Annotated in this window: 21 protein-coding genes; 13 read left to right on the plus strand and 8 right to left on the minus strand. The window is 75.8% G+C overall.

The genetic code is table 11. The annotated features are described in order from the left end of the window. Nucleotides 1–70 precede the first annotated feature (70 nt). The 6 genes from mce to FHX36_RS21400 all read left to right on the plus strand — a co-directional run bounded on the left by mce (nucleotide 71) and on the right by FHX36_RS21400 (nucleotide 7170). The gene (gene mce, locus FHX36_RS21375) at nucleotides 71–532 is read left to right on the plus strand and encodes a methylmalonyl-CoA epimerase (protein ID WP_110553020.1); all 462 of its coding nucleotides are present in this window, start codon (nucleotides 71–73) and stop codon (nucleotides 530–532) included. Between the two features lie 106 nt (nucleotides 533–638). Continuing rightward, complete coding sequence (ccrA, locus tag FHX36_RS21380; RefSeq protein ID WP_110553019.1) at nucleotides 639–1970, plus strand: crotonyl-CoA carboxylase/reductase; 1332 nt, start codon at nucleotides 639–641, stop codon at nucleotides 1968–1970. A 79-nt stretch (nucleotides 1971–2049) separates the two neighbouring features. Next, nucleotides 2050–3480, plus strand: coding sequence for a coiled-coil domain-containing protein (locus FHX36_RS21385; RefSeq protein WP_110553018.1), 1431 nt, complete (start codon nucleotides 2050–2052; stop codon nucleotides 3478–3480). A gap of 248 nt (nucleotides 3481–3728) precedes the next feature. Then, nucleotides 3729–5564, plus strand: a complete 1836-nt coding sequence (locus tag FHX36_RS21390; protein ID WP_183514346.1) for a hypothetical protein — start codon at nucleotides 3729–3731, stop codon at nucleotides 5562–5564. 74 nt (nucleotides 5565–5638) lie between these two features. Further along, the gene (locus tag FHX36_RS21395; RefSeq protein ID WP_183514349.1) at nucleotides 5639–6508 is read left to right on the plus strand and encodes a DUF4397 domain-containing protein; all 870 of its coding nucleotides are present in this window, start codon (nucleotides 5639–5641) and stop codon (nucleotides 6506–6508) included. Nucleotides 6509–6609: 101 nt separating this feature from the next. Then, the gene (locus tag FHX36_RS21400) at nucleotides 6610–7170 is read left to right on the plus strand and encodes a class F sortase (RefSeq protein WP_343056697.1); all 561 of its coding nucleotides are present in this window, start codon (nucleotides 6610–6612) and stop codon (nucleotides 7168–7170) included. A gap of 18 nt (nucleotides 7171–7188) precedes the next feature. Here FHX36_RS21400 and FHX36_RS21405 read toward each other — a convergent pair whose 3' ends face one another. The 3 genes from FHX36_RS21405 to nucS all read right to left on the minus strand — a co-directional run bounded on the left by FHX36_RS21405 (nucleotide 7189) and on the right by nucS (nucleotide 10057). Beyond that, entirely contained in the window at nucleotides 7189–7425 is a 237-nt protein-coding gene (locus tag FHX36_RS21405) for a hypothetical protein (RefSeq protein ID WP_246407242.1), read from the minus strand. A gap of 86 nt (nucleotides 7426–7511) precedes the next feature. Further along, nucleotides 7512–9293 (minus strand): 3-hydroxyacyl-CoA dehydrogenase family protein, encoded by a 1782-nt coding sequence (locus tag FHX36_RS21410; protein ID WP_110551327.1) that lies wholly within the window; start codon nucleotides 9291–9293, stop codon nucleotides 7512–7514. Nucleotides 9294–9385: 92 nt separating this feature from the next. Beyond that, entirely contained in the window at nucleotides 9386–10057 is a 672-nt protein-coding gene (gene nucS, locus FHX36_RS21415; protein ID WP_110551328.1) for an endonuclease NucS, read from the minus strand. Nucleotides 10058–10120: 63 nt separating this feature from the next. On the opposite strand from nucS, the gene FHX36_RS21420 reads away from it, so the two are divergent. Beyond that, nucleotides 10121–11014 (plus strand): hypothetical protein, encoded by an 894-nt coding sequence (locus tag FHX36_RS21420; protein ID WP_146251536.1) that lies wholly within the window; start codon nucleotides 10121–10123, stop codon nucleotides 11012–11014. Nucleotides 11015–11041: 27 nt separating this feature from the next. Here FHX36_RS21420 and FHX36_RS21425 read toward each other — a convergent pair whose 3' ends face one another. Continuing rightward, nucleotides 11042–11815, minus strand: a complete 774-nt coding sequence (locus tag FHX36_RS21425) for an enoyl-CoA hydratase-related protein (RefSeq protein WP_110551330.1) — start codon at nucleotides 11813–11815, stop codon at nucleotides 11042–11044. Nucleotides 11816–11954: 139 nt separating this feature from the next. Here FHX36_RS21425 and FHX36_RS21430 point away from each other — a divergent pair, with 139 nt between their 5' ends. From FHX36_RS21430 to FHX36_RS21445, 4 genes are all read left to right on the plus strand, one after another. Continuing rightward, a complete protein-coding gene (locus FHX36_RS21430) occupies nucleotides 11955–12605 on the plus strand; it encodes a DedA family protein (RefSeq protein ID WP_110551346.1) in 651 nt (216 codons plus the stop codon). Between the two features lie 32 nt (nucleotides 12606–12637). Further along, complete coding sequence (locus FHX36_RS21435) at nucleotides 12638–13417, plus strand: YqjF family protein (RefSeq protein ID WP_110551331.1); 780 nt, start codon at nucleotides 12638–12640, stop codon at nucleotides 13415–13417. Further along, nucleotides 13417–14442: a Gfo/Idh/MocA family protein gene (locus tag FHX36_RS21440; RefSeq protein ID WP_181428680.1), complete on the plus strand. Its 1026-nt coding sequence runs from the start codon at nucleotides 13417–13419 to the stop codon at nucleotides 14440–14442. Before FHX36_RS21435 ends, FHX36_RS21440 begins: the two co-directional genes overlap by 1 nt. A 78-nt stretch (nucleotides 14443–14520) precedes the next feature. Beyond that, nucleotides 14521–15288 carry a hypothetical protein gene (locus FHX36_RS21445; RefSeq protein WP_110551332.1) on the plus strand — a complete coding sequence of 256 codons (768 nt, stop codon included), beginning with the start codon at nucleotides 14521–14523 and terminating at the stop codon, nucleotides 15286–15288. Between the two features lie 7 nt (nucleotides 15289–15295). Here the strand turns inward: FHX36_RS21445 and FHX36_RS21450 are convergent, their stop codons facing one another. Beyond that, nucleotides 15296–17305, minus strand: a complete 2010-nt coding sequence (locus FHX36_RS21450) for a methylmalonyl-CoA mutase family protein (protein ID WP_110551333.1) — start codon at nucleotides 17303–17305, stop codon at nucleotides 15296–15298. 114 nt (nucleotides 17306–17419) lie between these two features. Here FHX36_RS21450 and FHX36_RS21455 point away from each other — a divergent pair, with 114 nt between their 5' ends. Beyond that, nucleotides 17420–17734: a hypothetical protein gene (locus FHX36_RS21455; RefSeq protein WP_110551334.1), complete on the plus strand. Its 315-nt coding sequence runs from the start codon at nucleotides 17420–17422 to the stop codon at nucleotides 17732–17734. 79 nt (nucleotides 17735–17813) lie between these two features. Here FHX36_RS21455 and murA read toward each other — a convergent pair whose 3' ends face one another. Then, a complete protein-coding gene (murA, locus tag FHX36_RS21460) occupies nucleotides 17814–19109 on the minus strand; it encodes a UDP-N-acetylglucosamine 1-carboxyvinyltransferase (protein WP_110551335.1) in 1296 nt (431 codons plus the stop codon). Nucleotides 19110–19197: 88 nt separating this feature from the next. On the opposite strand from murA, the gene FHX36_RS21465 reads away from it, so the two are divergent. Further along, nucleotides 19198–19815, plus strand: coding sequence for a cob(I)yrinic acid a,c-diamide adenosyltransferase (locus FHX36_RS21465; protein WP_110551336.1), 618 nt, complete (start codon nucleotides 19198–19200; stop codon nucleotides 19813–19815). Nucleotides 19816–19886: 71 nt separating this feature from the next. Here FHX36_RS21465 and FHX36_RS21470 read toward each other — a convergent pair whose 3' ends face one another. Both FHX36_RS21470 and FHX36_RS21475 read right to left on the minus strand, forming a co-directional pair. After that, a complete protein-coding gene (locus tag FHX36_RS21470; protein ID WP_110551337.1) occupies nucleotides 19887–20291 on the minus strand; it encodes a DUF2550 domain-containing protein in 405 nt (134 codons plus the stop codon). 59 nt (nucleotides 20292–20350) lie between these two features. Then, complete coding sequence (locus FHX36_RS21475; RefSeq protein ID WP_110551338.1) at nucleotides 20351–20740, minus strand: F0F1 ATP synthase subunit epsilon; 390 nt, start codon at nucleotides 20738–20740, stop codon at nucleotides 20351–20353. Nucleotides 20741–20797: the final 57 nt, after the last annotated feature.

The raw sequence follows: 20797 nt of genomic DNA on the forward strand, positions 1-20797 counted from the left end.
TCGGTGATCCAGGTCACCTGTGCGCCGGAGCGGGTGCCGCGGGCCGGCCGGCGGCGGCAGGATGCCCGCCATGACGAACGCCGTGCCCGACGACGCGCACACCGGCCTGCCCGCCGACCTGCTCACCACGATCGACCACGTCGGGATCGCCGTGCCCGACCTGCGGGAGGCGATCGCCTTCTACGAGCTGGCCTTCGGCATCACCTCCGTGCACGAGGAGGTGAACGAGGAGCAGGGCGTCCACGAGGCGATGCTGGCCGTGGGTGACGGCGGCACCCGCATCCAGCTCCTCGCCCCGCTGACCCCCGAGTCGACGATCGCGAAGTTCATCGGCCGGTCCGGCCCGGGGCTGCAGCAGCTGGCGTTCCGGGTCACCGACGTCGAGGCGGTCAGCGCCACGCTGCGCGCACGCGGGCTGCGGCTGCTCTACGACGAGCCGCGCCGGGGCACCGCGGGCAGCCGGGTCAACTTCGTGCACCCCAAGGACGCCGGCGGCGTCCTGGTCGAGCTGGTGGAGCCGGCGGCGCGCTGATCGTCAGCTGGGTCACACGGGCTGGCCAGCGTTGGCTACCCGTCAGTAACATCCCGCAGCACCGCACCTGCACCCTCCGAGCCAACGACGACCCGGGAGAGCACGCATGGACGAGATCAGGGACGCCATCCTCGCCGACGACCTCGAGGCGATCGGGGGCCTGCCGACGCCCGCCTCCTACCGCGCCGTGCTGGTGCGCAAGGACGAGCAGGAGATGTTCGAGGGCCTCCCCACCAGGGAGAAGGACCCGCGCAAGTCGCTGCACGTCGAGGAGGTGCCCACCCCCGAGCTCGGCCCCGGCGAGGCGCTGGTCGCGGTGATGGCGTCCTCGGTCAACTACAACACCGTCTGGACGTCGATCTTCGAGCCGGTGTCGACGTTCGGCTTCCTGGCCCGCTACGGCCGGCTGCACGGCCTGGCCAAGCGGCACGACCTGCCCTACCACGTCATCGGGTCGGACCTGTCCGGCGTCGTCGTCGCGGTCGGCAGCGGGGTGAACCGGTGGAAGCCCGGCGACGAGGTGGTCGCGCACTGCCTGTCGGTGGAGCTCGAGGACCCGGCCGGGCACGACGACACGATGATGGACCCGCAGCAGCGGATCTGGGGCTTCGAGACCAACTTCGGCGGGCTGGCCGAGATGTCCCTGGTCAAGAGCAACCAGCTGATGCCCAAGCCCGCGCACCTCACCTGGGAGGAGGCGGCCGCCCCCGGGCTGGTCAACTCCACGGCCTACCGCCAGCTGGTGAGCCGCAACGGCGCCGACATGAAGCAGGGCGACGTCGTCCTGGTCTGGGGCGCCTCCGGCGGTCTGGGCTCCTACGCCACCCAGCTGGCCCTCAACGGCGGCGCCATCCCGGTGTGCGTGGTCAGCAGCCCGGAGAAGGCCGAGATCGTCCGCTCCATGGGTGCTGAGCTGGTCATCGACCGCTCGGCCGAGGGGTACCGGTTCTGGAAGGACGAGGAGACCCAGGACCCCAAGGAGTGGCAGCGGCTGGGCGCGCGGATCCGCGAGCTCACCGGCGGCGAGGACCCCGACATCGTCTTCGAGCACCCCGGCCGGGAGACCTTCGGCGCCAGCGTCTACGTCGCGAAGAAGGGCGGCACGATCGTCACCTGCGCCTCGACCAGCGGCTTCCTGCACCAGTACGACAACCGCTACCTCTGGATGAACCTCAAGCGGATCGTCGGCTCGCACTTCGCCAACTACAAGGAGGCGTGGGAGGCCAACCGGCTCATCGACCGCGGGCTGGTCCACCCCACGCTGTCCAAGACCTACGCCATGGACGACGTCGGGCAGGCCGCCTACGACGTCCACCGGAACCTGCACCAGGGCAAGGTCGGCGTGCTCACCCTCTCCCCCGCGGAGGGGCTGGGGGTCCGGGACACCGCCAAGCGCGAGCAGCACCTGACCGCGATCAACCGCTTCCGCGACGTCTGAGCGGACGGCGCTGGGAGTTCGCTGGGAGAGGTCCCGGACACGCTGACTCCTCCCGGGGTTCTCTGCGAGGATGGGGCTCATGACCGACCCCCGCGACGACGTGCTCGCCTACCGCGACGGCGGCCCGACCTTCGACGTGGTGCGCAAGGGGTACGACCGGGAACAGGTGGCCGAGACCCTGGCCGGCCTGGACGCCGACCTGCGGGTGGCGCTGGCCGACCGGGACGCCGCGGTGTCCCGGTCGGCCGACCTCGCCCGCCAGCTGCAGGCCCTGCACGGGGAGGTGGAGGCGCTGCGCCGGCGTGCGGCCAGCGCCAGCGCGCCCACGTTCGAGAACATGGGCGAGCGCATCTCCAACATGCTCCAGCTGGCCGAGGACGAGGCCGCCGAGATCCGCCGCTCGGCGCACGAGGAGGCCGCCGCGCTGCAGGCCTCGGTGGCCGCCGAGGCCGAGGCGATCCGCGAGCGGGTCGCCGGCGAGGAGCGGGCGCTCGGTGAGCGGTCCGCCGCCAGCCAGGCCGAGGCCGAGCGGCTGGTCGTGGAGGCCCGGCAGCACGCCGAGCAGATCATGGCCGTGGCCCAGGCCCGCGCCGATGAGCTGGTCACCAAGGCCCAGGAGCGGGTGGCCCGGCTGGACGCCGACTCGCAGGCCCGCCGGGCCAAGGTCGAGGAGGACTTCGAGATCGCCCAGCGGGCCCGCCGCACCGAGGCCGCCCGGCTGGAGGAGGAGCGCGAGCGCGCCTCCGTCGCCGCGGCCCAGCACCGGGTCGCCACCGCCGACGAGCAGGCGCACCGCACGGTGGCCGAGGCGGAGGCCTCCGCGGCCGCGATCCGCGCCGTCCGCGACGACCTGACCCGCCGGCTCACCGAGGTCCGCAGCCTTCTCGGCCAGCTGCCCGACCTCACCGACCGCGAGCCGCAGCGCGGCGGTACCGCCCGGCAGGAGCAGGTCACCGCGCAGCCCGAGCCGGCTGCCGAGCCCGCCCCGGCGCCGTCCGGTGCCCCGCAGACCGAGCCGGCGCTGGTCGCGCCGGTGCAGCAGGGCCAGCCGGCACAGGCCCAGCCGGCCGCGCAGCCCGCGGAGCCGAGGACCGAGGTGGCCACCGTCAGCACCGGGGCGACCGCCGCCGCGGCTGCCCAGCAGCAGACCGCCCAGCCGCAGACCGCCCAGCCGCCGGCAGCTCAGACCCAGGAGGTCCGGGTGCCGGCCGACCCGCGGACCGGCGAGCAGGGCGCGGTGCAGCCGCCGCGGCAGGCCGCCCGCACGGCCACCCCGGCGCACCCCACCCAGACGCAGCCCGCCCAGGCGCCGGCCACGCAGCAGACGCCCGCCCAGCAGGCGCCCACCCAGCAGACGGCACCAGCGCAGCAGGCGCCCGCCCAGCGCCCGCAGCCGGGCCCCCGGCAGACCCCGCCGGTCCCGGCCCGGTCGACCCGCGGGCAGGCCCCCGCCACCCCGCCGGTGCCCGCCGGCCAGGGCGGCGGGCCGGCCACCCCCGGCCGGGGCTGACCGCACCCCGCAGCGCAGCACCGCCCGTCCCGACGGCCCCCCGGCACCGCGCCGGCGGGGCCGTCGGCCTGTCCGGTGGCCGCTGACCGGCGGCCGTGCCAGGGTCGGAGGCACGCCGTCCACGCCGCCCCCGGGCGACCAGCACCCGTGCCCGGCGCGGACCGGCCGGTGGGTGCTAGGGCCCTCGCAGGACGGCGGCGACGCAGCCGCGACCAGGGAGCACGCCGAGCGCCGGGAGGAGCAACCCCGTGTCCGAGCCGACTCCCCGGGCACCGGCCGAGGGCCCCGCTCCTGCCGCCGGGCCGGCCACCGTCCCGGGCCGGCACCGGGCGGGCGCGCAGGCCCCGGCCCGCCGCCTCCGGGCCGGTCTGCTCTGGCCGCTCGCGGCGCTCGTCGTCGTCGGGCTCGTCGCCGCCCGCACGCTCCGCGGCACGCCGTTGCCCCAGGACGGCGCCCTCGCCGGCCCGGCCTTCGCCGTCCTGCGCGGGGAGAGCGAGCTGGCCCTGCTCTCCCCCGAGGGCCTGGGCGCCGCGCACACGGCGGTGTACGCCACGGCGACCCGGGCGTTCCAGCGCCACGGGATGCTCGCCGGGGCCGAGCGCGAGCTGCTGCTGGTGCTGCTGCTGGTCAGCGCCGTCCTGCTGTGGCGCACCGCCCGCCGCCTGGACGTCCCGGACCCCGCGTGCGCCGTCGCGGTGCTGGTGCTCGGCGGGGTCGGCCTGCTGAGCCCGCTGCACGCCGCCGCCACCCCCGCGGCGTTCGCGGTGTGCTGGCTGCTGCTGGCCGGGTGGCTGGCCACCTGGGTGGTGGGCAGCGCGCGGCCCTCGGCGGCGGTGGTCGTGCTGGTCGTGCTGGCCGCCGCGCTGGCCGTGCTGCTCGCCCCGGACACGGTGCTGCTGCTGGTGGCGGGGGCCGCCGCCGCGGTCGCCCTGCGCCGCGCCCCGGTGCGGCACCGGGTCGCCGGCGCGCTGGCCGGTGCCCTGCTGCTCGGGGCGACCCGGCTGCTCGTGCAGCGCTGGGACCCGCAGCCCGACGCCCCGGGCCGCTGGGGCGGCACCGCCGCGGAGCTGGTGGCGCTGACCGCCGCGCTCGTGGTCGTCGGCGCGCTCGCCGCCTGGCGCCTCCCCCGCTTCCGGGTGGTCGGGGTGGCGCTCGTCGCGGCGGCGGTGCTGGCGGTCGCCCCGCCCTCGGGACGGCTGCCGGCGCTGCTCCTCTGCCTGCCGGTGGGTGCGCTGCTGGTCGGCGCGCTGACCGCCGCGGCGACCGAGGGCGCCACCCGGCCGGTCCTGCTCCGGCGCCCGCGGGCGCTGCTCGCCGCGGGGCTGGCCGCCGCCCTGGTGCTGGTCGGGCTGGGCTCGGCGGCGGCTGCCGGGCTGGCCGGTGACCAGCGGAGCGACTTCGGTGCCGCGGCCGCCGGCGAGCTGGTCGGCTGGGCCGAGGAGCAGCTGCCCGACGACGCCGTCCTGCTGGCCTCCCCGGTGCTCGCCGCCGAGCTGGCGCACGCGGGCGCCGACCCCGCCCGGCTGCGCAGCGCCGCCGACGCGCCGGTCCCTGCCGCCACCGGCACCCCCGCTCCGGTGCTGCGGGTCACCAGCGGAGCCCCGCCGGCGGGCTCGGTGGTGGTGGCCCGGTTCGGTGGGCTGTCCGTGGTCGACCCGGGCCCGGTGCAGCCGACCGCGGACCAGGTGGCCGCGCGGCGCGAGCTGGCCGCGGCGCTGCTGGCCAACCCGATGACCGGGCTGCCCGCCGCCGATGCCGAGGTGCTGGCCGCCGGGCAGGTCGACCCGCGGCTGCTGTCCCTGCTGGCCGGGCTCGCGGCCCGGTTCGGGGTCGGGCTGCAGGCCCTCCCCGCCGTCGCCGGGGAGCCGGCCGGGGCGCTGGTGCGGCAGGCCGTCGTCGGCTCGATCGGGGGGCGGTCGCTCGCCGAGGACCCGGCCGGGGCGGACCGGCTGCGCAGCTACCTGGCCGCCCAGCAGGAGCCCTACCTGCCGGACCGGGTGACCGACGTCGACGGCGGCCTGCTGCTGGGCTACGGCCTCGTCCCGGACCCCGACGCGCTGATCGCGACCCCCGGGGGAGGATGACCCGGCTCCAGGGTGCGGCCGGCCGCGCAGGCGGGTACACCCGAGCTGTCGCACACCCGATCCAGGAGGCCCTGATGCACCGGTCGACCCGAGGGGCACTGCTCGCCCTGCTCGTGGCAGGTCTGTGCGCGCTGGGCCTGCCGGCCGCGGCCGCGGCGCCCGACCCGGCGAGCGGGACGGGGCTGCTGCGGATGATGCACCTGTCCCCGGACACCCCGTCGGTCGACGCCTACATCGACTCGGTCTCCTCCCCCGGCGTCGGGGTGGTGCTGCCCGCGGTCAGCTACGGCGACGTGTCGCCGTACCAGACCGTGCCGGCCGGCACGTACACCGTGAGCGCCCGCGGCGCGGGCGCCGACCCGGCGAGCCCGCCGGTGCTCGCCACCACGGTCACGGTCGCCGCCGGCACGGCCACCACCATCGCCGGCGTCGGCTACTTCGCCGACCTGGGCTTCGCCGTGCTCTCCGACGACCTCACGCTGCCGCCGGCCGGCCAGGCACGCGCCCGGGTCATCAACGCCGCGGCCACCGGCTCGCCGCTCGACCTGGCCCTCGCCGGGGGCAGCCAGTTGGCCAGCAAGCTCGCCTTCGCCGCCAACACCGAGTACGTCGACGTCCCCGGCGGTGCGGGCACGCTGACCGTCACCCCCAGCTCGGCCGGCCCGGCCGACCTGCCAGTCCAGCTGGAGGCGGGCTCGGTCTACACCGTCCTGGTGCTCGACCGGAGCGGCGGCGGGCTGACCGTCACGACCGCGCTGGACGCCGCGAGCCCCGGCGTCGTGCCGGTGGGCGGGGTCGAGGCCGGCGCCGGCGGCGCGGTGGCCTCCGCCGGGCTGCCCGCCGGTCCGCTCGCGCTGGCCGGGCTCGCCCTGGCCGGGCTGCTGCTGACCGTCCGCGCCCGGCTGCCCCGCGGGAGGCGGCCGGCGCGGCACGCAGCCCGCTGAGCCCGCTCCTGCCGGCCCGGCGGGCCACCCCCGCCGGGCGGCACCACCGCCCCCGTCGCCGGGCGCTCACCGCGCTGCGGTGGGCGCTGGCCGCGGTCGCGGTGACGGCGGGCCTGGTCGCGCTGCTGACCCCGGCCCCGGCGCCCGACGTCCCGGTGCGGGAGGTCGTCACGTCGCCGCCGGCGCCGGTGGTCGCCGGGGTGCTCCCGGCCACCCGCGCGGTCACCGTGCCCGCCCGGGTCGCCATCCCCGCGATCGGCGTCGACACCCCGCTCACCGAGATCGGCGTCGACGGCGCCGGCGCGCTGGTGCCGCCGGCGGACTACCGCGTCGCGGGCTGGTTCGCCGCCGGTCCGGCGCCCGGCGAGACCGGCCCCGCGGTGCTGGCCGGGCACGTCGACGACCGCACCGGACCGGCCGTGTTCTTCCGGCTCGAGGAGCTGACCGCCGGCGACGAGGTGCGGGTCACCGGCGCGGACGGGCAGCTGGTCACCTTCACCGTCACCCGGGTGGCCAGCTACCCCAAGGACGCCTTCGCGACGGCCGAGGTCTACGGCCCGACGACCGGCGCGGAGCTGCGGCTGATCACCTGCGGCGGCACGTTCGACCGCTCCCGCCGCAGCTACACCGACAACGTCGTGGTCTTCGCGACCGCGAGGTGAGGGAGCGGGGCCCTCCGGTCAGCGGCGGCGGTCGCGGGCCCGCCAGCAGGCGGTGTGCCAGTGCCGGCGCCAGTCCGCTGCCGACTCGGTGTCCCAGGGGTCCAGGTCGGAGTCGCGGGCGTAGGCGGGCCAGGCGACCACGTGCGGGGTGCCGGGCCGGATCTCCTGGTCGCACCCCGGGCACCGGTAGACCTTGTCGGTGGCCGACCCGGTGAGCGGGCGCACCGCCCAGTCGCCGTCCGCGGCCTCCTCCACCGGCGTGGCAGGGCCGCCGCGGGAGGGCCCAGCGCCCCCGGTCGGCCCGGTCCTGCCGCGGCGGTTGCCGCCTCGCCGGGGCACCGCTACCGGTGGGAGTGGTCGCGGAACCCACGGCCGGCCTTGCGGCCGAGGTAGCCGGCGGTGACCAGGTGCTCGAGCAGCGGCGCCGGGGCGAACCCGGGCTCGCGGAACTCGGTGTAGAGCTCCCGCTCGATCGCCAGCGAGACGTCGAGCCCGACGACGTCCAGCAGCTCGAAGGGGCCCATCGGGTAGCCGCAGCCGACCTTCATCGCGGCGTCGATGTCGTCGGCGGTCGCGTAGTGCGCCTCGAGCATCTTCACCGCGTCGTTGAGGTAGGGGAACAGCAGCGCGTTGACGATGAACCCGGCCCGGTCGGTGCAGGAGACGGCGTGCTTGCCGATCTGCGCGCAGACCGCGTGCGCGGTGGCCGCGACATCGGGCTCGGTGGCGATCGTCGAGACCACCTCGACCAGCTTCATCACCGGCGCGGGGTTGAAGAAGTGCAGGCCGACGACGTCGCCGGCCCGGCCGCTGGCGGTGGCGCACTCGATGACCGGCAGGCTGGACGTCGTGGTGGCCAGCACCGCGCCGGGCTTGACGATCTCGCCGAGCGCGCCGAACAGCGCCTGCTTGACGCCCAGGTGCTCGACCACGGCCTCGATCACCAGGTCGGCGCCGGCCAGGTCGTCGAGCTGCGCGGAGCCGGTGACCCGGCCGAGCACGGCGTCCCGCTCGGCCTGCTCCAGCCGGCCCCGGGCCACCTGCTTGTCCAGGCTGCGGGAGAGGGCCTGCTGCACCGCCTCGACCTTGTCCAGCGTGCGGGCGACGAACGTGACGTCGTAGCCGCCCTTGGCGACCACCTCGACGATCCCGGTCGCCATCGTCCCGGAGCCGACGACGCCGACGCTGCGCACCGGGCGGGCGCCCTCGGCCGCGCCGGTCGCCGACGGGGTCTGCGCGTCGGGCACGACCTCGGCGGAGTCGCGGCCGGCGTAGGTGTAGAAGCCGCGGCCGACCTTCCGGCCCAGCAGCCCCGCCGTCATCATCTGCTTGATGACCGGGCTCGGGGCGTGCAGCCGGTTGCGCGACTGCTGGTACATCGTCACGAGGATCTCGTAGGCGGTGTCGATGCCGATGAGGTCCATCAGCGCCAGCGGGCCCATCGGCAGGCCGCAGCCCAGCCGCATCGCCGCGTCGATGTCCTCGCGGCTGGCGTAGCGGTTCTCGTACATCGACACGGCGTGGTTGAGGTAGCCGAACAGCAGCGCGTTGGCGATGAACCCGGCCTTGTCGCCGATCGTCACGTCGACCTTGCCCAGCCGGGCGGCCAGCGCCTCGACGTCCTCGACGACCGCGGGCTCGGTGACCACGGTGCGCACGATCTCGACCAGCTTCATCACCGGCGCCGGGTTGAAGAAGTGCATCCCGATGACCTTGCCGGGGCGGCCGGTGGTGACCGACAGCTCGGTGACCGACAGGCTCGAGGTGTTGGTGGCCAGGATGGTGTCCGGCGGGCAGATCGCGTCGAGCTTGGCGAAGACCTGGGCCTTGAGCTCCATCCGCTCCGGGATCGCCTCGACCACGAGCTCGGCGGCCGCGAGGTCCTCCATGGCGGTGGTGAAGCGGATCCGGGACAGGATCTCGTCGCGCTCGCCCGTCCCGAGCTTGCCGCGGGCGACGGCCTTGCCGGTGGACTGCTCCACGTGCTCCCGGCCGCGCTGCACCGCCTCGCCGGTCACGTCGACGGCGGTGACCGACAGCCCGGCCCGGGCGAGCACCTCGGCGATGCCGGCGCCCATGGTGCCCAGCCCGACGACGCCGACCTCGGTCAGTTCTCTGGCCACGCTGCCAACCTCCTGCGCCTCGGGGGGATCGCCCGAAGTGTCCCACTTGCCGAGCCCGACGTTCTGGCCGGGTTACCGACGGGTAACCGCGGTCAGAACAAGCGGGCGGAGGGGTCGTCGGTGCCCTTGAGCACGGCGTAGTCGACGGTCACGCACTCGATGCCGCGGTCGGCGGCGAGCACCCGCGCCTGCGGTTTGATCTCCTGCGCGGCGAAGACGCCCTTCACCGGGGCCAGCAGCGGGTCGCGGTTGAGCAGCTCCAGGTACCGGGTCAGCTGCTCGACGCCGTCGATCTCCCCGCGCCGCTTGATCTCCACCGCCACGGTGGTGCCGCCGGCGTCCCGGCACAGCAGGTCGACCGGGCCGATGGCGGTCGGGTACTCGCGGCGGACCAGCGACCAGCCCTCGCCGAAGGTCTCCACGTGCAGCGCGAGCAGCCGCTGCAGCTCGGCCTCGACGCCGTCCTTCTGCAGCCCCGGGTCGACGCCCAGCTCGTGCCGGTGGTCGTGCTCCACGGACTCGATGGTGATGACCAGCTGCTCACCGGCCTTGTTGGTGACCGTCCAGGTGCCGGCCCCGTCGACCAGCTCCTCCTTGAGCGAGCACGGCGGGCTCATCCAGTTCAGCGGCTTGTAGGCGCGGTCGTCGGCGTGGATCGACACCGAGCCGTCGGCCTTGACCAGCAGCAGCCGGGTGGCGAGCGGGAGATGGGCGGTGAGCCGTCCGATGTAGTCCACGGAGCAGCGGGCGATGACCAGACGCACGGACGGCGACGCTACCGGGTGGAACCAGCCTGCCCACCGGCGCGTCTTGAGAGCGTGACCCGCATGCACGCCGTCCCGGCGACCGCCCTCGGCCTGGCCCTGCTGCTGTCCGCCTGCGCGGAGCAGGGCGGCGCCGGCGCCGCACCGCCCACCTCGGCACCGGCCGGCGTGACGCTGCCCGACGACCCCGACGTGCCCGTGCTCCAGGTCGAGTACACCGGCGGGTTCGTCACCCCCGAGACGATCGCCGGGCGGCTGCCGCTGCTCAGCGTGCACGCCGACGGCCGGGTGTTCAGCCAGGGCCCGGTGCCGGCGATCTACCCGGGGCCGGCGTGGCCCAACGTGCTGGTGCACCAGGCCGACCCGGCCGACGTGGCCGAGCTGGTCCGGCACGCCCTGGACGCCGGGGTCGCCGGCACCGCCGACCTGGGCATGCCGGGGATCGCCGACGCCCCGTCGACCCGGTTCACCGTCACCACGGCCGAGGGCACCACCGTGCGCGAGGTGTACGCGCTGCAGGAGGGCGCCGGGGCCACCGCCGGGCTCACCGACGAGCAGCAGGCCGAGCGCGCCGAGCTGGCCGAGCTGTTCGCCGAGCTGACCGACCTGCCGTTCACCCTGGATCCGCAGGGCGGGGCGGCGAGCTCCTACGAGCCGACCGCGGTGGCCGCGCTCGTCCGCCCGTGGACGGCGCCCGAGGCCGACCCGGTGGTCGACCTGCCGCTGGAGCAGCCCGCGGTGGCGTGGCCGGGGCCCGCGCTGCCCGGCGAGCCGCTGAACCCGCTGCTGCACTGCGCACTGGCCACCGGGGAGCAGGCGCAGGCGGTCACCGCTGCGGCCCGGGCCGCCACCGGGCTCACCCCGTGGACCACCGCTGACGGCGCCCGCTGGGCGATCAGCTTCCGGCCGCTGCTGCCGCACGAGACCGGCTGCTCCGACCTCACCGGCCGGGGCTGACCGGGCTGACCTGGGCCGGCCGGTCTCTCAGTCGGTCCAGACCGCCGGGCGCTTTTCCAGGAAGGACGCCATCCCCTCGCGGGCCCCGGGCAGCTGGCTGGCCGACGCCATCACCTCGACCGCCACCCCGTAGGCGTCGCGCTCGGGGCGGTCGAGCTGGGCGTACATCGTCGCCTTGCCCCACGCCTTGCTCGCCCGGGAGCCGCGGGTGGCCCGCGCCATCAGGTCGGCGACCGCGTCGTCCAGCTCGTCGTCGGGCACCACCCGGTTCACCAGCCCCCAGTCCAGCGCCGTCCGGGCGTCGATGACGTCGCCGGTCAGCGCCAGCTCCATGGCGCGCTTGCGGCCGACGTTCCGGGCGATCGCCACCATCGGCGTGTGGCAGAACCAGCCGCCCTTGCCGCCCGGCGCCGCGAAGCCGGCCGACTCCGCGGCGACGGCGAGGTCGCAGGAGGCGACCAGCTGGCAGCCGGCCGCCGTGGCCAGGGCGTGCACCCGGGCGATCACGACCTGGGGCACGGACTGCAGCGTCCCCATCAGCTCGGTGCACAGCGCCAGCAGGCTGCGCACCTCGGTGACCGGGCGGCCGGCCACGTCGGCGAAGTCGTGCCCGGCGCTGAAGACCGGCCCCTCCCCCGCCAGCACGATGCCGGTGGCGTCGCTCTCCCCGGCCGCGGTGACCGCGGCGAGCAGCTGGGCCAGGTGCTCGCGGGACAACGCGTTCCGCCTCGCGGGGCGGGTCATCGTGATGCGCACGGTGTCGCCGTCGCGCTCGGTCCGGGGGGCGCCGTTGCCGTCCATGCCCGACCCCACCACGCCCGGGCGGCCGACGGCAACGCCCTCCGTACGTCCCCGGGCGTACACGTGGGTGCGCCCTGGGGTGGATGTGCTGGTCACCCGGGCCGAGCAGGCTCGGGGGCATGCCACCCGGGAGCCGACCGTGACCGACGCCGTCCTGCAGTGGGTGCAGGACCTGATGTCCTCCCCGTGGGTCTACCTGGTCGTGCTCGCGCTGGCCGCGCTGGACGGCTTCCTGCCGGTGGTGCCCAGCGAGAGCGTGGTGATCACCGCCGGCGTCTTCGCCGCGACCGGGCAGCCCGACCTGGCCGCGGTCGTCGCGGTGGCGGCCCTGGGCGCCTTCGCCGGTGACCACACCTCCTACCTCTTCGGGCACCTGGCCGGCCCGCGGCTGCGGCACCGGGCCCGGCCGGGCACCCGCCGGCGCCGGGCGCTGGACCGGGCGGAGCTGCTGCTGGACACCCGCGGCGGGGTCCTGCTGGTGACCGCGCGCTACGTGCCGGGAGCCCGGACGGCGCTGACCCTCACCGCGGGCGCGGTCGGCTGGCCGCTGCGCCGGTTCACCCCCTTCGCCGCGCTGGCCGCGCTCACCTGGGCCCTCTGGTCGGCGGTCATCGGCTACGTCGGCGGCATGGCGTTCGAGGAGGACCCGCTGCGCGGGCTGCTGCTCGGCCTCGGCCTGGCGCTGGCGCTGGCCGGGCTGGGCGAGCTCGTCCGCGCGCTGGTGCACCGCCGCCGCGCGGCGCGCGCGCCGGAGCCGGAGCGGGCGCTGGCGGAGGCACCGGTCTGCTGACCCGTCCGGCGCGGACGGACCACACTGGGCCGGTGCCCGCGCCCGAGCCCGTCAGCCCGCTCTCCCCCCGCCCGGTCCGCCGCACGGTCTTCACCCAGGGGTGGCGGGAGGCGACGTTCCTGCACTGGGCCGTCGACCCGGCGCTCGTCGCGCCGCTGCTGCCGGCCGGTGCCCGGCCCGACGAGCTGGACGGCGCCACCTACGTCGGGCTGATCCCCTTCCGGATGCGCCGGATCGGCCTGCTCGGCGCCCCGGGGCTGCCCTACCTGGGGTCGTTCGCCGAGACCAACGTCCGGCTGTACTCGGTGGACGACGAGGGCCGGCGCGGCGTCGTCTTCCGGTCGCTGGAGGCCGACCGGCTGCTGCCGGTGCTCGCCGCCCGCTGGGTCGCCCACCTGCCCTACCTGTGGTCCCGGATGCGGATCGAGCGGGACGGCGACCGGATCACCTACCGCGCGTCGCGGCGCTGGCCCGGCCCGCGCGGCGCGGGCGGCACGATCACCGTGCGGGTCGGCGAGCGGCTGGCCGAGCCCGGCCCGCTGCCGCTGTTCCTGACCAGCCGCTGGGGGCTGCACCAGACCGCCTTCGGGAAGCTCGCCTACTGGCCCAACGAGCACCCCGAGTGGCCGCTGCACAGCGCCGAGCTGCTCGCCCTGGACGACGACCTGGTGGCGCACGCCGGGCTGCCCTCGGTCGGCGGTGCCCCGGACAGCGTGCTGTTCTCCCCCGGGGTCGACGTCCGGTTCGGCCCCCGGCTGGCGGCACCGGGCAGGATCGCGGGGACGACCGACGACGTGAGGAGCACGGACTGATGGAGCCCGTCCGGTTCGGCCTGGTGGGGTACGGCTTCGGTGGCCGGTACTTCCACGCCCCGCTGCTGGCCGCTGCGCCCGAGTGCGCGTTCGTGGGCGTGGTGACGACGTCGCCCGACCGCCGCGAGCTGCTCGGCCGGGAGCACCCCGGGGTCGCGGCCTTCGGGTCGCTGCAGGAGCTGGCCGCGGCCGGCGCCGAGGCGGTGGCGATCTCCACCCCGGCCGACACCCACACCCCGCTCACCGACCAGGCCCTGGACCTCGGCCTGGCGGTCGTCTGCGACAAGCCGTTCGCGCTGGACGCCCCGACCGCCCGGGCCAGCGTCGAGCGCGCCGAGCGGGCGGGCGTGCTGCTGTCGCCCTACCAGAACCGCCGCTGGGACTCCGACTTCCTGACCGTGCGCTCGCTGGTCGACCGCGGCGAGCTGGGCACCGTCACCCGGTTCGAGTCGCGGTTCGAGCGGTTCACCCCCGACCCCGGCCCGGGGGCCTCCGGCGGCGGCACGCTGCTGGACTTCGGTGCGCACCTGGTCGACCAGGCGCTGGTGCTGCTCGGCCCGGTGGCGACCGTCTACGCCGAGTGGCGGGTCCGGGAGAGCGGCTTGGACGACGACGTCTTCGTCGCGCTGACCCACACCTCCGGCGCCCGGTCGCACCTGTCCGGCAGCTGGAGCGAGGGCGCGCCGGGCGACCGGTTCCGGGTGAGCGGCACGACCGGCAGCTACGTGGTCGGCGGCCCGATGGACGGGCAGGAGGCGGCGCTGGTCGCCGGCCAGACCCCAGCGACCCTGGGCGCGGGCTGGGGTGTCGAGCCGCCGGAGCGGTACGGCCGGGTGCAGCGCGGCGACGCGAGCGAGACGGTGCCGACCGTGCCCGGCGCCTGGTCGACGTTCTACCCGGCGTTCGCCACCGCCGTCCGCGGCGCCGGCGCCGTCCCGGTCGACCCCTGGGACGCCGTCGCCAGCCTCACCGTGCTCGACGCCGCCCGGCGCAGCGCGACCGAGGGCGTCGTCGTCCGGCTGTAGCCGGGCCGGGACCGGCACCGCCGGTCGGGTCGCGTGTCGCGACCGGGCGGGCCAGCAGCTGCCGGACACTGTCCCCTCGTGGAGAGCCCGGAGTTCCTGCTCGACGGTTCACGCCGGGAGGGCCGGCTCGTCCTCTCCGTCTGCGCCCTGCTCGTGCTCACCGCGACCGCGATGGTCCTGCTGCGCCTCACGTTCGGCGCCGAGGGCGACGTCGACGTGGCAGCCGTCGTGCTCACCGCGGTCTCCGTCATGGCCACGGCCGTCGCGCTCTTCGTCGCCTACGTCTCGGCGGTCAACTCCCACCGGCAGGTCATCGCGTCGGCACGACGCGCCGAGCAGGACCGCCTGGACGCGGCCGCACCGCTGGTGTCGGTCACCGTCGACGACGTCCTCTCGACCCCCGCGGCCGGATCGGCGGCGGACGCCGAGCCGGGGACCGTCGACGTCCAGCTGCGCGCGACGGTGTGCCTGGAGAACCTCGGCGACCGGCCCGCGCTGGTCGGCCTCGCCTGCGGCCGGACCGGCGGTTCGCCGGACCGCGGGCTGTCCTGGCTCCCGGCCCGTGGCACCGGGGACGAGCACCTGCTCCGCCAGGAGGTCACCGGCCGGGTCCCCGTCGCCGACCTCCTGCCGCGGGTCCGCGACCGCGCCTGGGACGGCCACCACGACTGGGCGGTCACCGTCCTGGTCCACGACGCCCACCGGACGGTGACCGACCGGCTCACCGCCACCTGCCGGGTGCGGCTCTTCGCCTACCGTGCCGGCGGATGGACGTGGCCGGACGCTGCCGCTCCGGTCGCCGACCGCTGGGCCCGCCTGCTCGACCGCCGGCCCTTCGACGGCTGATCGCCGTTCAGGCCGGCACGGGTGCCGCGAGGCCGTTGGCCTCGCGGACCACCGCCACCACCTCGGCCATGATGTCGGTGATCCCGAAGTCCTTGGGCGTGAACACCCGAGCGACGCCGAGCTCGCGCAGCCGGCGCGCGTCGGCGTCCGGGACGATCCCGCCGACCACCACCGGGACGTCGTCCAGCCCGGCGGCGCGCAGGCCGTCGAGCACCGCGGGCACCACCTGCAGGTGCGAGCCGGAGAGCACCGACAGCCCGACGACGTGCACGTCCTCCTCGACGGCGGCCGACACGATCTGCGCGGGGGTCAGCCGGATGCCCTGGTAGACGACCTCGAAGCCGGCGTCCCGGGCCCGGACGGCGATCTGCTCGGCGCCGTTGGAGTGCCCGTCCAGGCCCGGCTTGCCAACCAGGAAGCGCAGCCGCCCGCCCAGCTCGGCGGCGGTCGCGCGGACCATCTCCCGCACCTCGGTGAGGCTGCTGTCGCCCGCCCCCGCGCTGGCGGCGGCGACCCCGGTGGGTGCGCGGTACTCGCCGAACACCTCGCGCAGCACGCCGGCCCACTCCCCCGTCGTCACGCCGGCGCGGGCGCACCGCAGGGTCGCGGCCATCAGGTTCTCGTCCGTGCCGGCCGCGGCGCGCAGCGCGTCCAGCGCCTCCTGGACCGGACCGGGCGCCCGCTGGGCACGCCACTCCCGGACGGCCGCCTGCGCGGCGGCCTCCACGGCCGGGTCGACGGTCTGGATGGCGGTGTCCAGGTCGGCCAGCAGCGGGTTGGGCTCGGTGGTCCGGAACCGGTTGACCCCGACGACGACGTCCTCGCCGCTCTCCATCCGGCGCCGGCGCTCGGCCAGCGAGGCGACCAGCTGCCCCTTCATGTAGCCGGACTCGACCGCGGTCACCGCGCCGCCCAGCTCCTGCACCCGGGCGATCTCGGCGCGCGCGCCCTCGACCAGCTCGGCGACCTTGCGCTCCACCACGACCGACCCGGTGAACAGGTCCTCGTACTCGAGCAGGTCGGTCTCGAAGGCGAGCACCTGCTGCAGCCGCAGCGACCACTGCTGGTCCCAGGGCCGGGGCAGCCCGAGCGCCTCGTTCCAGGCCGGCAGCTGCACGGCCCGGGCGCGGGCGTCGCGGGACAGGGTGACCGCCAGCATCTCCAGCACGATCCGCTGGACGTTGTTCTCCGGCTGCGCCTCGGTGAGCCCGAGGGAGTTGACCTGCACGCCGTAGCGGAAGCGCCGCCGCTTCGCGTCCTGGACGCCGTACCGCTCCAGGGTCAGCTCGTCCCAGAGCTGGCCGAAGGCGCGCATCTTGCACATCTCCTCGACGAACCGGACCCCGGCGTTGACGAAGAAGCTGATCCGGGCGACGACGTCGCCGAACCGCTCCGGCGGCACCTGGCCGGAGTCGCGCACCGAGTCCAGGACGGCGATGGCCGTGCTCATCGCGTAGGCGATCTCCTGCACCGGCGTCGCCCCGGCCTCCTGCAGGTGGTAGCTGCAGATGTTGATCGGGTTCCACCGCGGCAGGGCGGTCACCGTGTAGGCGACCATGTCGGTGATCAGCCGCATGCTCTGCGCCGGCGGGAAGACGTAGGTCCCGCGGGACAGGTACTCCTTGATGATGTCGTTCTGCGTCGTCCCGGCGAGCTGCGTGACGTCGTGCCCGTGCTCCTCGGCGACCGCCTGGTACAGCGCCAGCAGCCACATCGCCGGGGCGTTGATCGTCATCGACGTGTTCATCTCGTCGAGCGGGATGCCGTCGAAGAGCGCACGCATGTCACCGAGGTGGCTGACCGGCACCCCGACCTTGCCGACCTCACCGACGGCGAGCTCGTCGTCGGGGTCGTAACCGGTCTGGGTGGGCAGGTCGAAGGCGACCGACAGGCCGGTCTGCCCCTTCGCGAGGTTCCGGCGGTAGAGCGCGTTGGACTCCGCGGGCGAGGAGTGGCCGGCGTAGGTGCGCATGACCCAGGGGCGGTCGCGGTCCTTCGACGCTGAAGGGAACGGCATGCCAGCGGAGCGTAGGGCGGTTACTCGTCAGTAGCAACGGGGGTCGCGCGCCGGTGGCACACTCGGTCGCAGGGGCACGGGCCGCTCGGCCGCCCCACCCGCGGGAGGTCAGCTGTGCCGATCGACGCCGGGAGCCTGCACTTCCTCGTGGGTCCTGCCATCGCCCTGATCGCCATCGCGCTGATCGGGCTCTTCCTGCGCTGGGCCTTCGCGTCGGAGTCCTCGGCCCCGCGCTCGCGCGAGGAGCTGCTCACCCCGGTGGCCACGCTCACCCGCAAGGAGTCGGCGCTGGCGCTGCGCGCGGTGCTCTCCGACGCCGGCATCCGCTCGACGATCCGGGAGCCGGCCGCGCACCGGGCCGACGTGCTGGTCTTCCCCGAGGACCTCGACCGCGCGCGGGCGCTGGCGCTCTCCTTCGGCGGCAAGTAGGAGGACCCTCCTGCCCCCCAGACCTCGCTCCGCTCGGCCCGGGCCCCTGCACGAGGGCGGAACAGCCGGTCGGAGGAGTTCAATCGGGCCGTTCGGTCCGCTCGATCTGCACGCCCACGCCCCGCAGCTGCTCGATGAAGTCCGGGTAGCCGCGGTCGACGTGCCGCACGTCCTGCACCTCGGTGACGCCGTCGGTGAGCAGGCCGGCGAGCACCAGCCCGGCCCCCGCGCGGATGTCGGTGGCCAGCACCGGAGCGCTGGACAGCCGCTCGCGCCCGCGCACCACCGCGTGGTGGCCGTCGATGCGCACGTCGGCGCCGAGCCGGACCAGCTCGTTGACGAACATGAACCGGCCCTCGAACACGTTCTCGGTGATCAGCGCGGTGCCGGTCGAGACGGCGGCCAGCGCGACCGCCATCGGCTGCAGGTCGGTGGGGAACCCGGGGAACGGCAGGGTGACGACGTCGACGCCCACCGGCCGCTCGGTCATCGCCACCCGGACGCCGTCGGGCAGCGGCTCGACCGTCGCACCGGCGGTGACCAGCTTCTGCAGCGGCACGGAGAGGTGCTCGGCGACCGCCCGCTCGATGACCAGGTCGCCGCGGGTCATCACCGCACCGATCGCCCAGGTGCCGGCGACGATGCGGTCGGGCACCGTCGTGTACGCCACCGGCCGCAGCTCCCGCACGCCCTCCACGGTGATCGTGGAGGTGCCGGCGCCCTCGATCACGGCGCCCATCGCGACCAGCATCCGGCACAGGTCGACGATCTCCGGCTCGCGCGCGGCGTTGTCGACGATGGTGGTGCCCTCGGCCAGCGCCGCGGCCATCACCAGGTTCTCGGTGGCGCCCACCGACGGGAAGTCCAGCCAGATCGAGGTGCCGACCAGCTTGGGGGCGGTCGCGATCAGGAAGCCGTGCTCGTTGACGACGGTCGCGCCGAGCCGCTCGAGCCCGGCGACGTGCATGTCCAGGCCGCGGGAGCCGATGGCGTCCCCGCCGGGCAGGGCGACCTTGGCGGTGCCCAGCCGGGCGACCAGCGGGCCGAGGACGCTGATCGAGGCGCGCATCCGGCGGACCAGGTCGTAGTCGGTCTCGCTGGAGGGCTGCTCCGGGACGTCGATCAGCACCCGGCCGCCGCCGCTCGGGCTGCCGCCGGGTTCGAGCGGGTAGCGCTCGAAGGTCACGCCGCAGCCCAGCCGGCGCAGCACCTCGCTCATGATCTCGACGTCGAGGATGTCGGGCACCTCGTCCAGCGTCGTCCGCCCCGGCGCGAGCAGGGCGGCCGCCATGAGCTTCAGCGCGCTGTTCTTGGCGCCCGTGACCCGGACGCGCCCGCGCAGCGGCGAGCCACCGGTCACCTCGAAGCAGTCCACGGGACCCAGCCTAGTTGCGTGCCCGTCACCTGCCCTGCCGGCGGGCGAGCAGCGGAGCCGCACGCGCGCCGCCGCCTAGGCTCGGAGCATGACCGTCCGGCTGACCCGCATCTACACCCGCACCGGTGACGCCGGGCAGACCCACCTGGGCGACATGTCCCGGGTCGCGAAGACCGACCCGCGGCTGGTGGCCTACGCCGACGTCGACGAGACCAACAGCTCCCTCGGCGTGGCCCTGGCGCTGGGCTCCCCCACCCCGGAGCTGACCGAGCTGCTGCGCAGCGTGCAGAACGACCTGTTCGACGTCGGCGCGGACCTGTCCACGCCGGTGGTCGAGGCGCCCGAGCACCCGCCGCTGCGGATCACCCCGGCCTACACCGAGCGGCTGGAGGCGGCCTGCGACGCCGCCAACGCCGAGCTGCCGGCGCTCACCTCGTTCGTGCTGCCCGGCGGCACCCCGCTGGCCGCGCTGCTGCACACCTCGCGGACCGTCGCCCGGCGCGCCGAGCGCAGCGTGTGGGCGCTGCTGGAGGTCGACGCGGAGCACACCAACGCGGAGACGGCGCGCTACCTGAACCGGCTGTCCGACCTGCTGTTCATCCTGGCCCGCGCGGCCAACCCGGACGGCGACGTCCTCTGGGAGCCCGGTGCGCACAGCGGCGTGCACGCCCAACGCCAGGCGAGGAACGCCCGCCACACGGAGTGACCCGGCTCCACCGTCAGTCTGGAACGGGCTCCGTACAGGGCCCCGACGGGGGGCACGGGGGTCCTTCGACTTCACCGATCGATCGGCGGGGCGGACTCGATCCAGGACAGGAACCCGGTGACCGCCGAGGACTCCATCGCCAGCTCCTGCTGACCGGCGTCGGTGCGCACGGTGAGGATCACGCTCTCGCAGGGCAGGGAGAGGTCCTCGGTGGTCGGGCCGCGCCGGGCCTCGACCTGGAACTGGGAGCGGATCAGCCGCCGGTTGGGGCGCACCGACAGCGACAGCGCGCGGTACCAGAGCAGGGTGTCGCCGGAGTACCAGGCCACACCCACGGCCCACCGCGGGGCTCCCGGCGGGCGCAGCCACATGGTCACCGCCCCGAGGCCGGAGAGCAGGAACCGCCGGCGGAGCAGGAAGGCCGCGACCAGGGCGACGAGCAGCAGTCCCAGCAGGACGAGGACGACCGTGGTCACCAGCGGGCGGTCAGCGCGGCGGGGACGGTGCGGGCCTCGGGCGTCTGCTCAGTCCGCGTTCAGGCGTCCTGGCCGACGGCGCGGAGCCGGGACTGCGCGCGACGGGCGGCGGCGAGGGCCTCCGGGTCGTCACCGTCGGACTCGGCGCGGCGCAGCGCCTCGCGGGCGCGCTCGGCGTCGATCTCGGTGGAGAGCTCGGCGGTCTCGGCGAGGATCGACACCCCGCGCTCGGTGACCGACAGGAAGCCACCGTGGGCGGCCACGACCAGGTCCTCGCCGGAGTCGGTGCGGATCGTCACGACGCCACCGGGCGCGAGCTCACCGAGCAGCGGGGCGTGCCCGGGCAGGACACCGAGCTCACCCTCGGTCGTGCGGGCGATGACCATGCTGGCCTCACCGGACCAGATCATCCGCTCCACGGCCACGAGCTCGACCTGCAGGGTCGCCACGACACTCCTCGGGGTCCACCGGCCGGCCGGTCAGGCCGACGGTGCGGGGTCGCCGGG

This window comes from Modestobacter versicolor (genome assembly GCF_014195485.1).
Taxonomy (GTDB): Bacteria; Actinomycetota; Actinomycetes; order Mycobacteriales; family Geodermatophilaceae; genus Modestobacter; species Modestobacter versicolor.

What these genes read in the sequence shown, in the direction of transcription:
- FHX36_RS21420 (WP_146251536.1), top strand. Translation starts at nt 10,121, where the DNA reads ATGCACGCCGTCCCGGCGACCGCCCTCGGCCTGGCCCTGCTGCTGTCC.
- FHX36_RS21440 (WP_181428680.1), top strand. Translation starts at nt 13,417, where the DNA reads ATGGAGCCCGTCCGGTTCGGCCTGGTGGGGTACGGCTTCGGTGGCCGG.
- FHX36_RS21385 (WP_110553018.1), top strand. Translation starts at nt 2,050, where the DNA reads ATGACCGACCCCCGCGACGACGTGCTCGCCTACCGCGACGGCGGCCCG.
- FHX36_RS21425 (WP_110551330.1), bottom strand. Translation starts at nt 11,815, where the DNA reads ATGGACGGCAACGGCGCCCCCCGGACCGAGCGCGACGGCGACACCGTG.
- FHX36_RS21465 (WP_110551336.1), top strand. Translation starts at nt 19,198, where the DNA reads ATGACCGTCCGGCTGACCCGCATCTACACCCGCACCGGTGACGCCGGG.
- FHX36_RS21450 (WP_110551333.1), bottom strand. Translation starts at nt 17,305, where the DNA reads ATGCCGTTCCCTTCAGCGTCGAAGGACCGCGACCGCCCCTGGGTCATG.
- mce (WP_110553020.1), top strand. Translation starts at nt 71, where the DNA reads ATGACGAACGCCGTGCCCGACGACGCGCACACCGGCCTGCCCGCCGAC.
- FHX36_RS21395 (WP_183514349.1), top strand. Translation starts at nt 5,639, where the DNA reads ATGCACCGGTCGACCCGAGGGGCACTGCTCGCCCTGCTCGTGGCAGGT.
- ccrA (WP_110553019.1), top strand. Translation starts at nt 639, where the DNA reads ATGGACGAGATCAGGGACGCCATCCTCGCCGACGACCTCGAGGCGATC.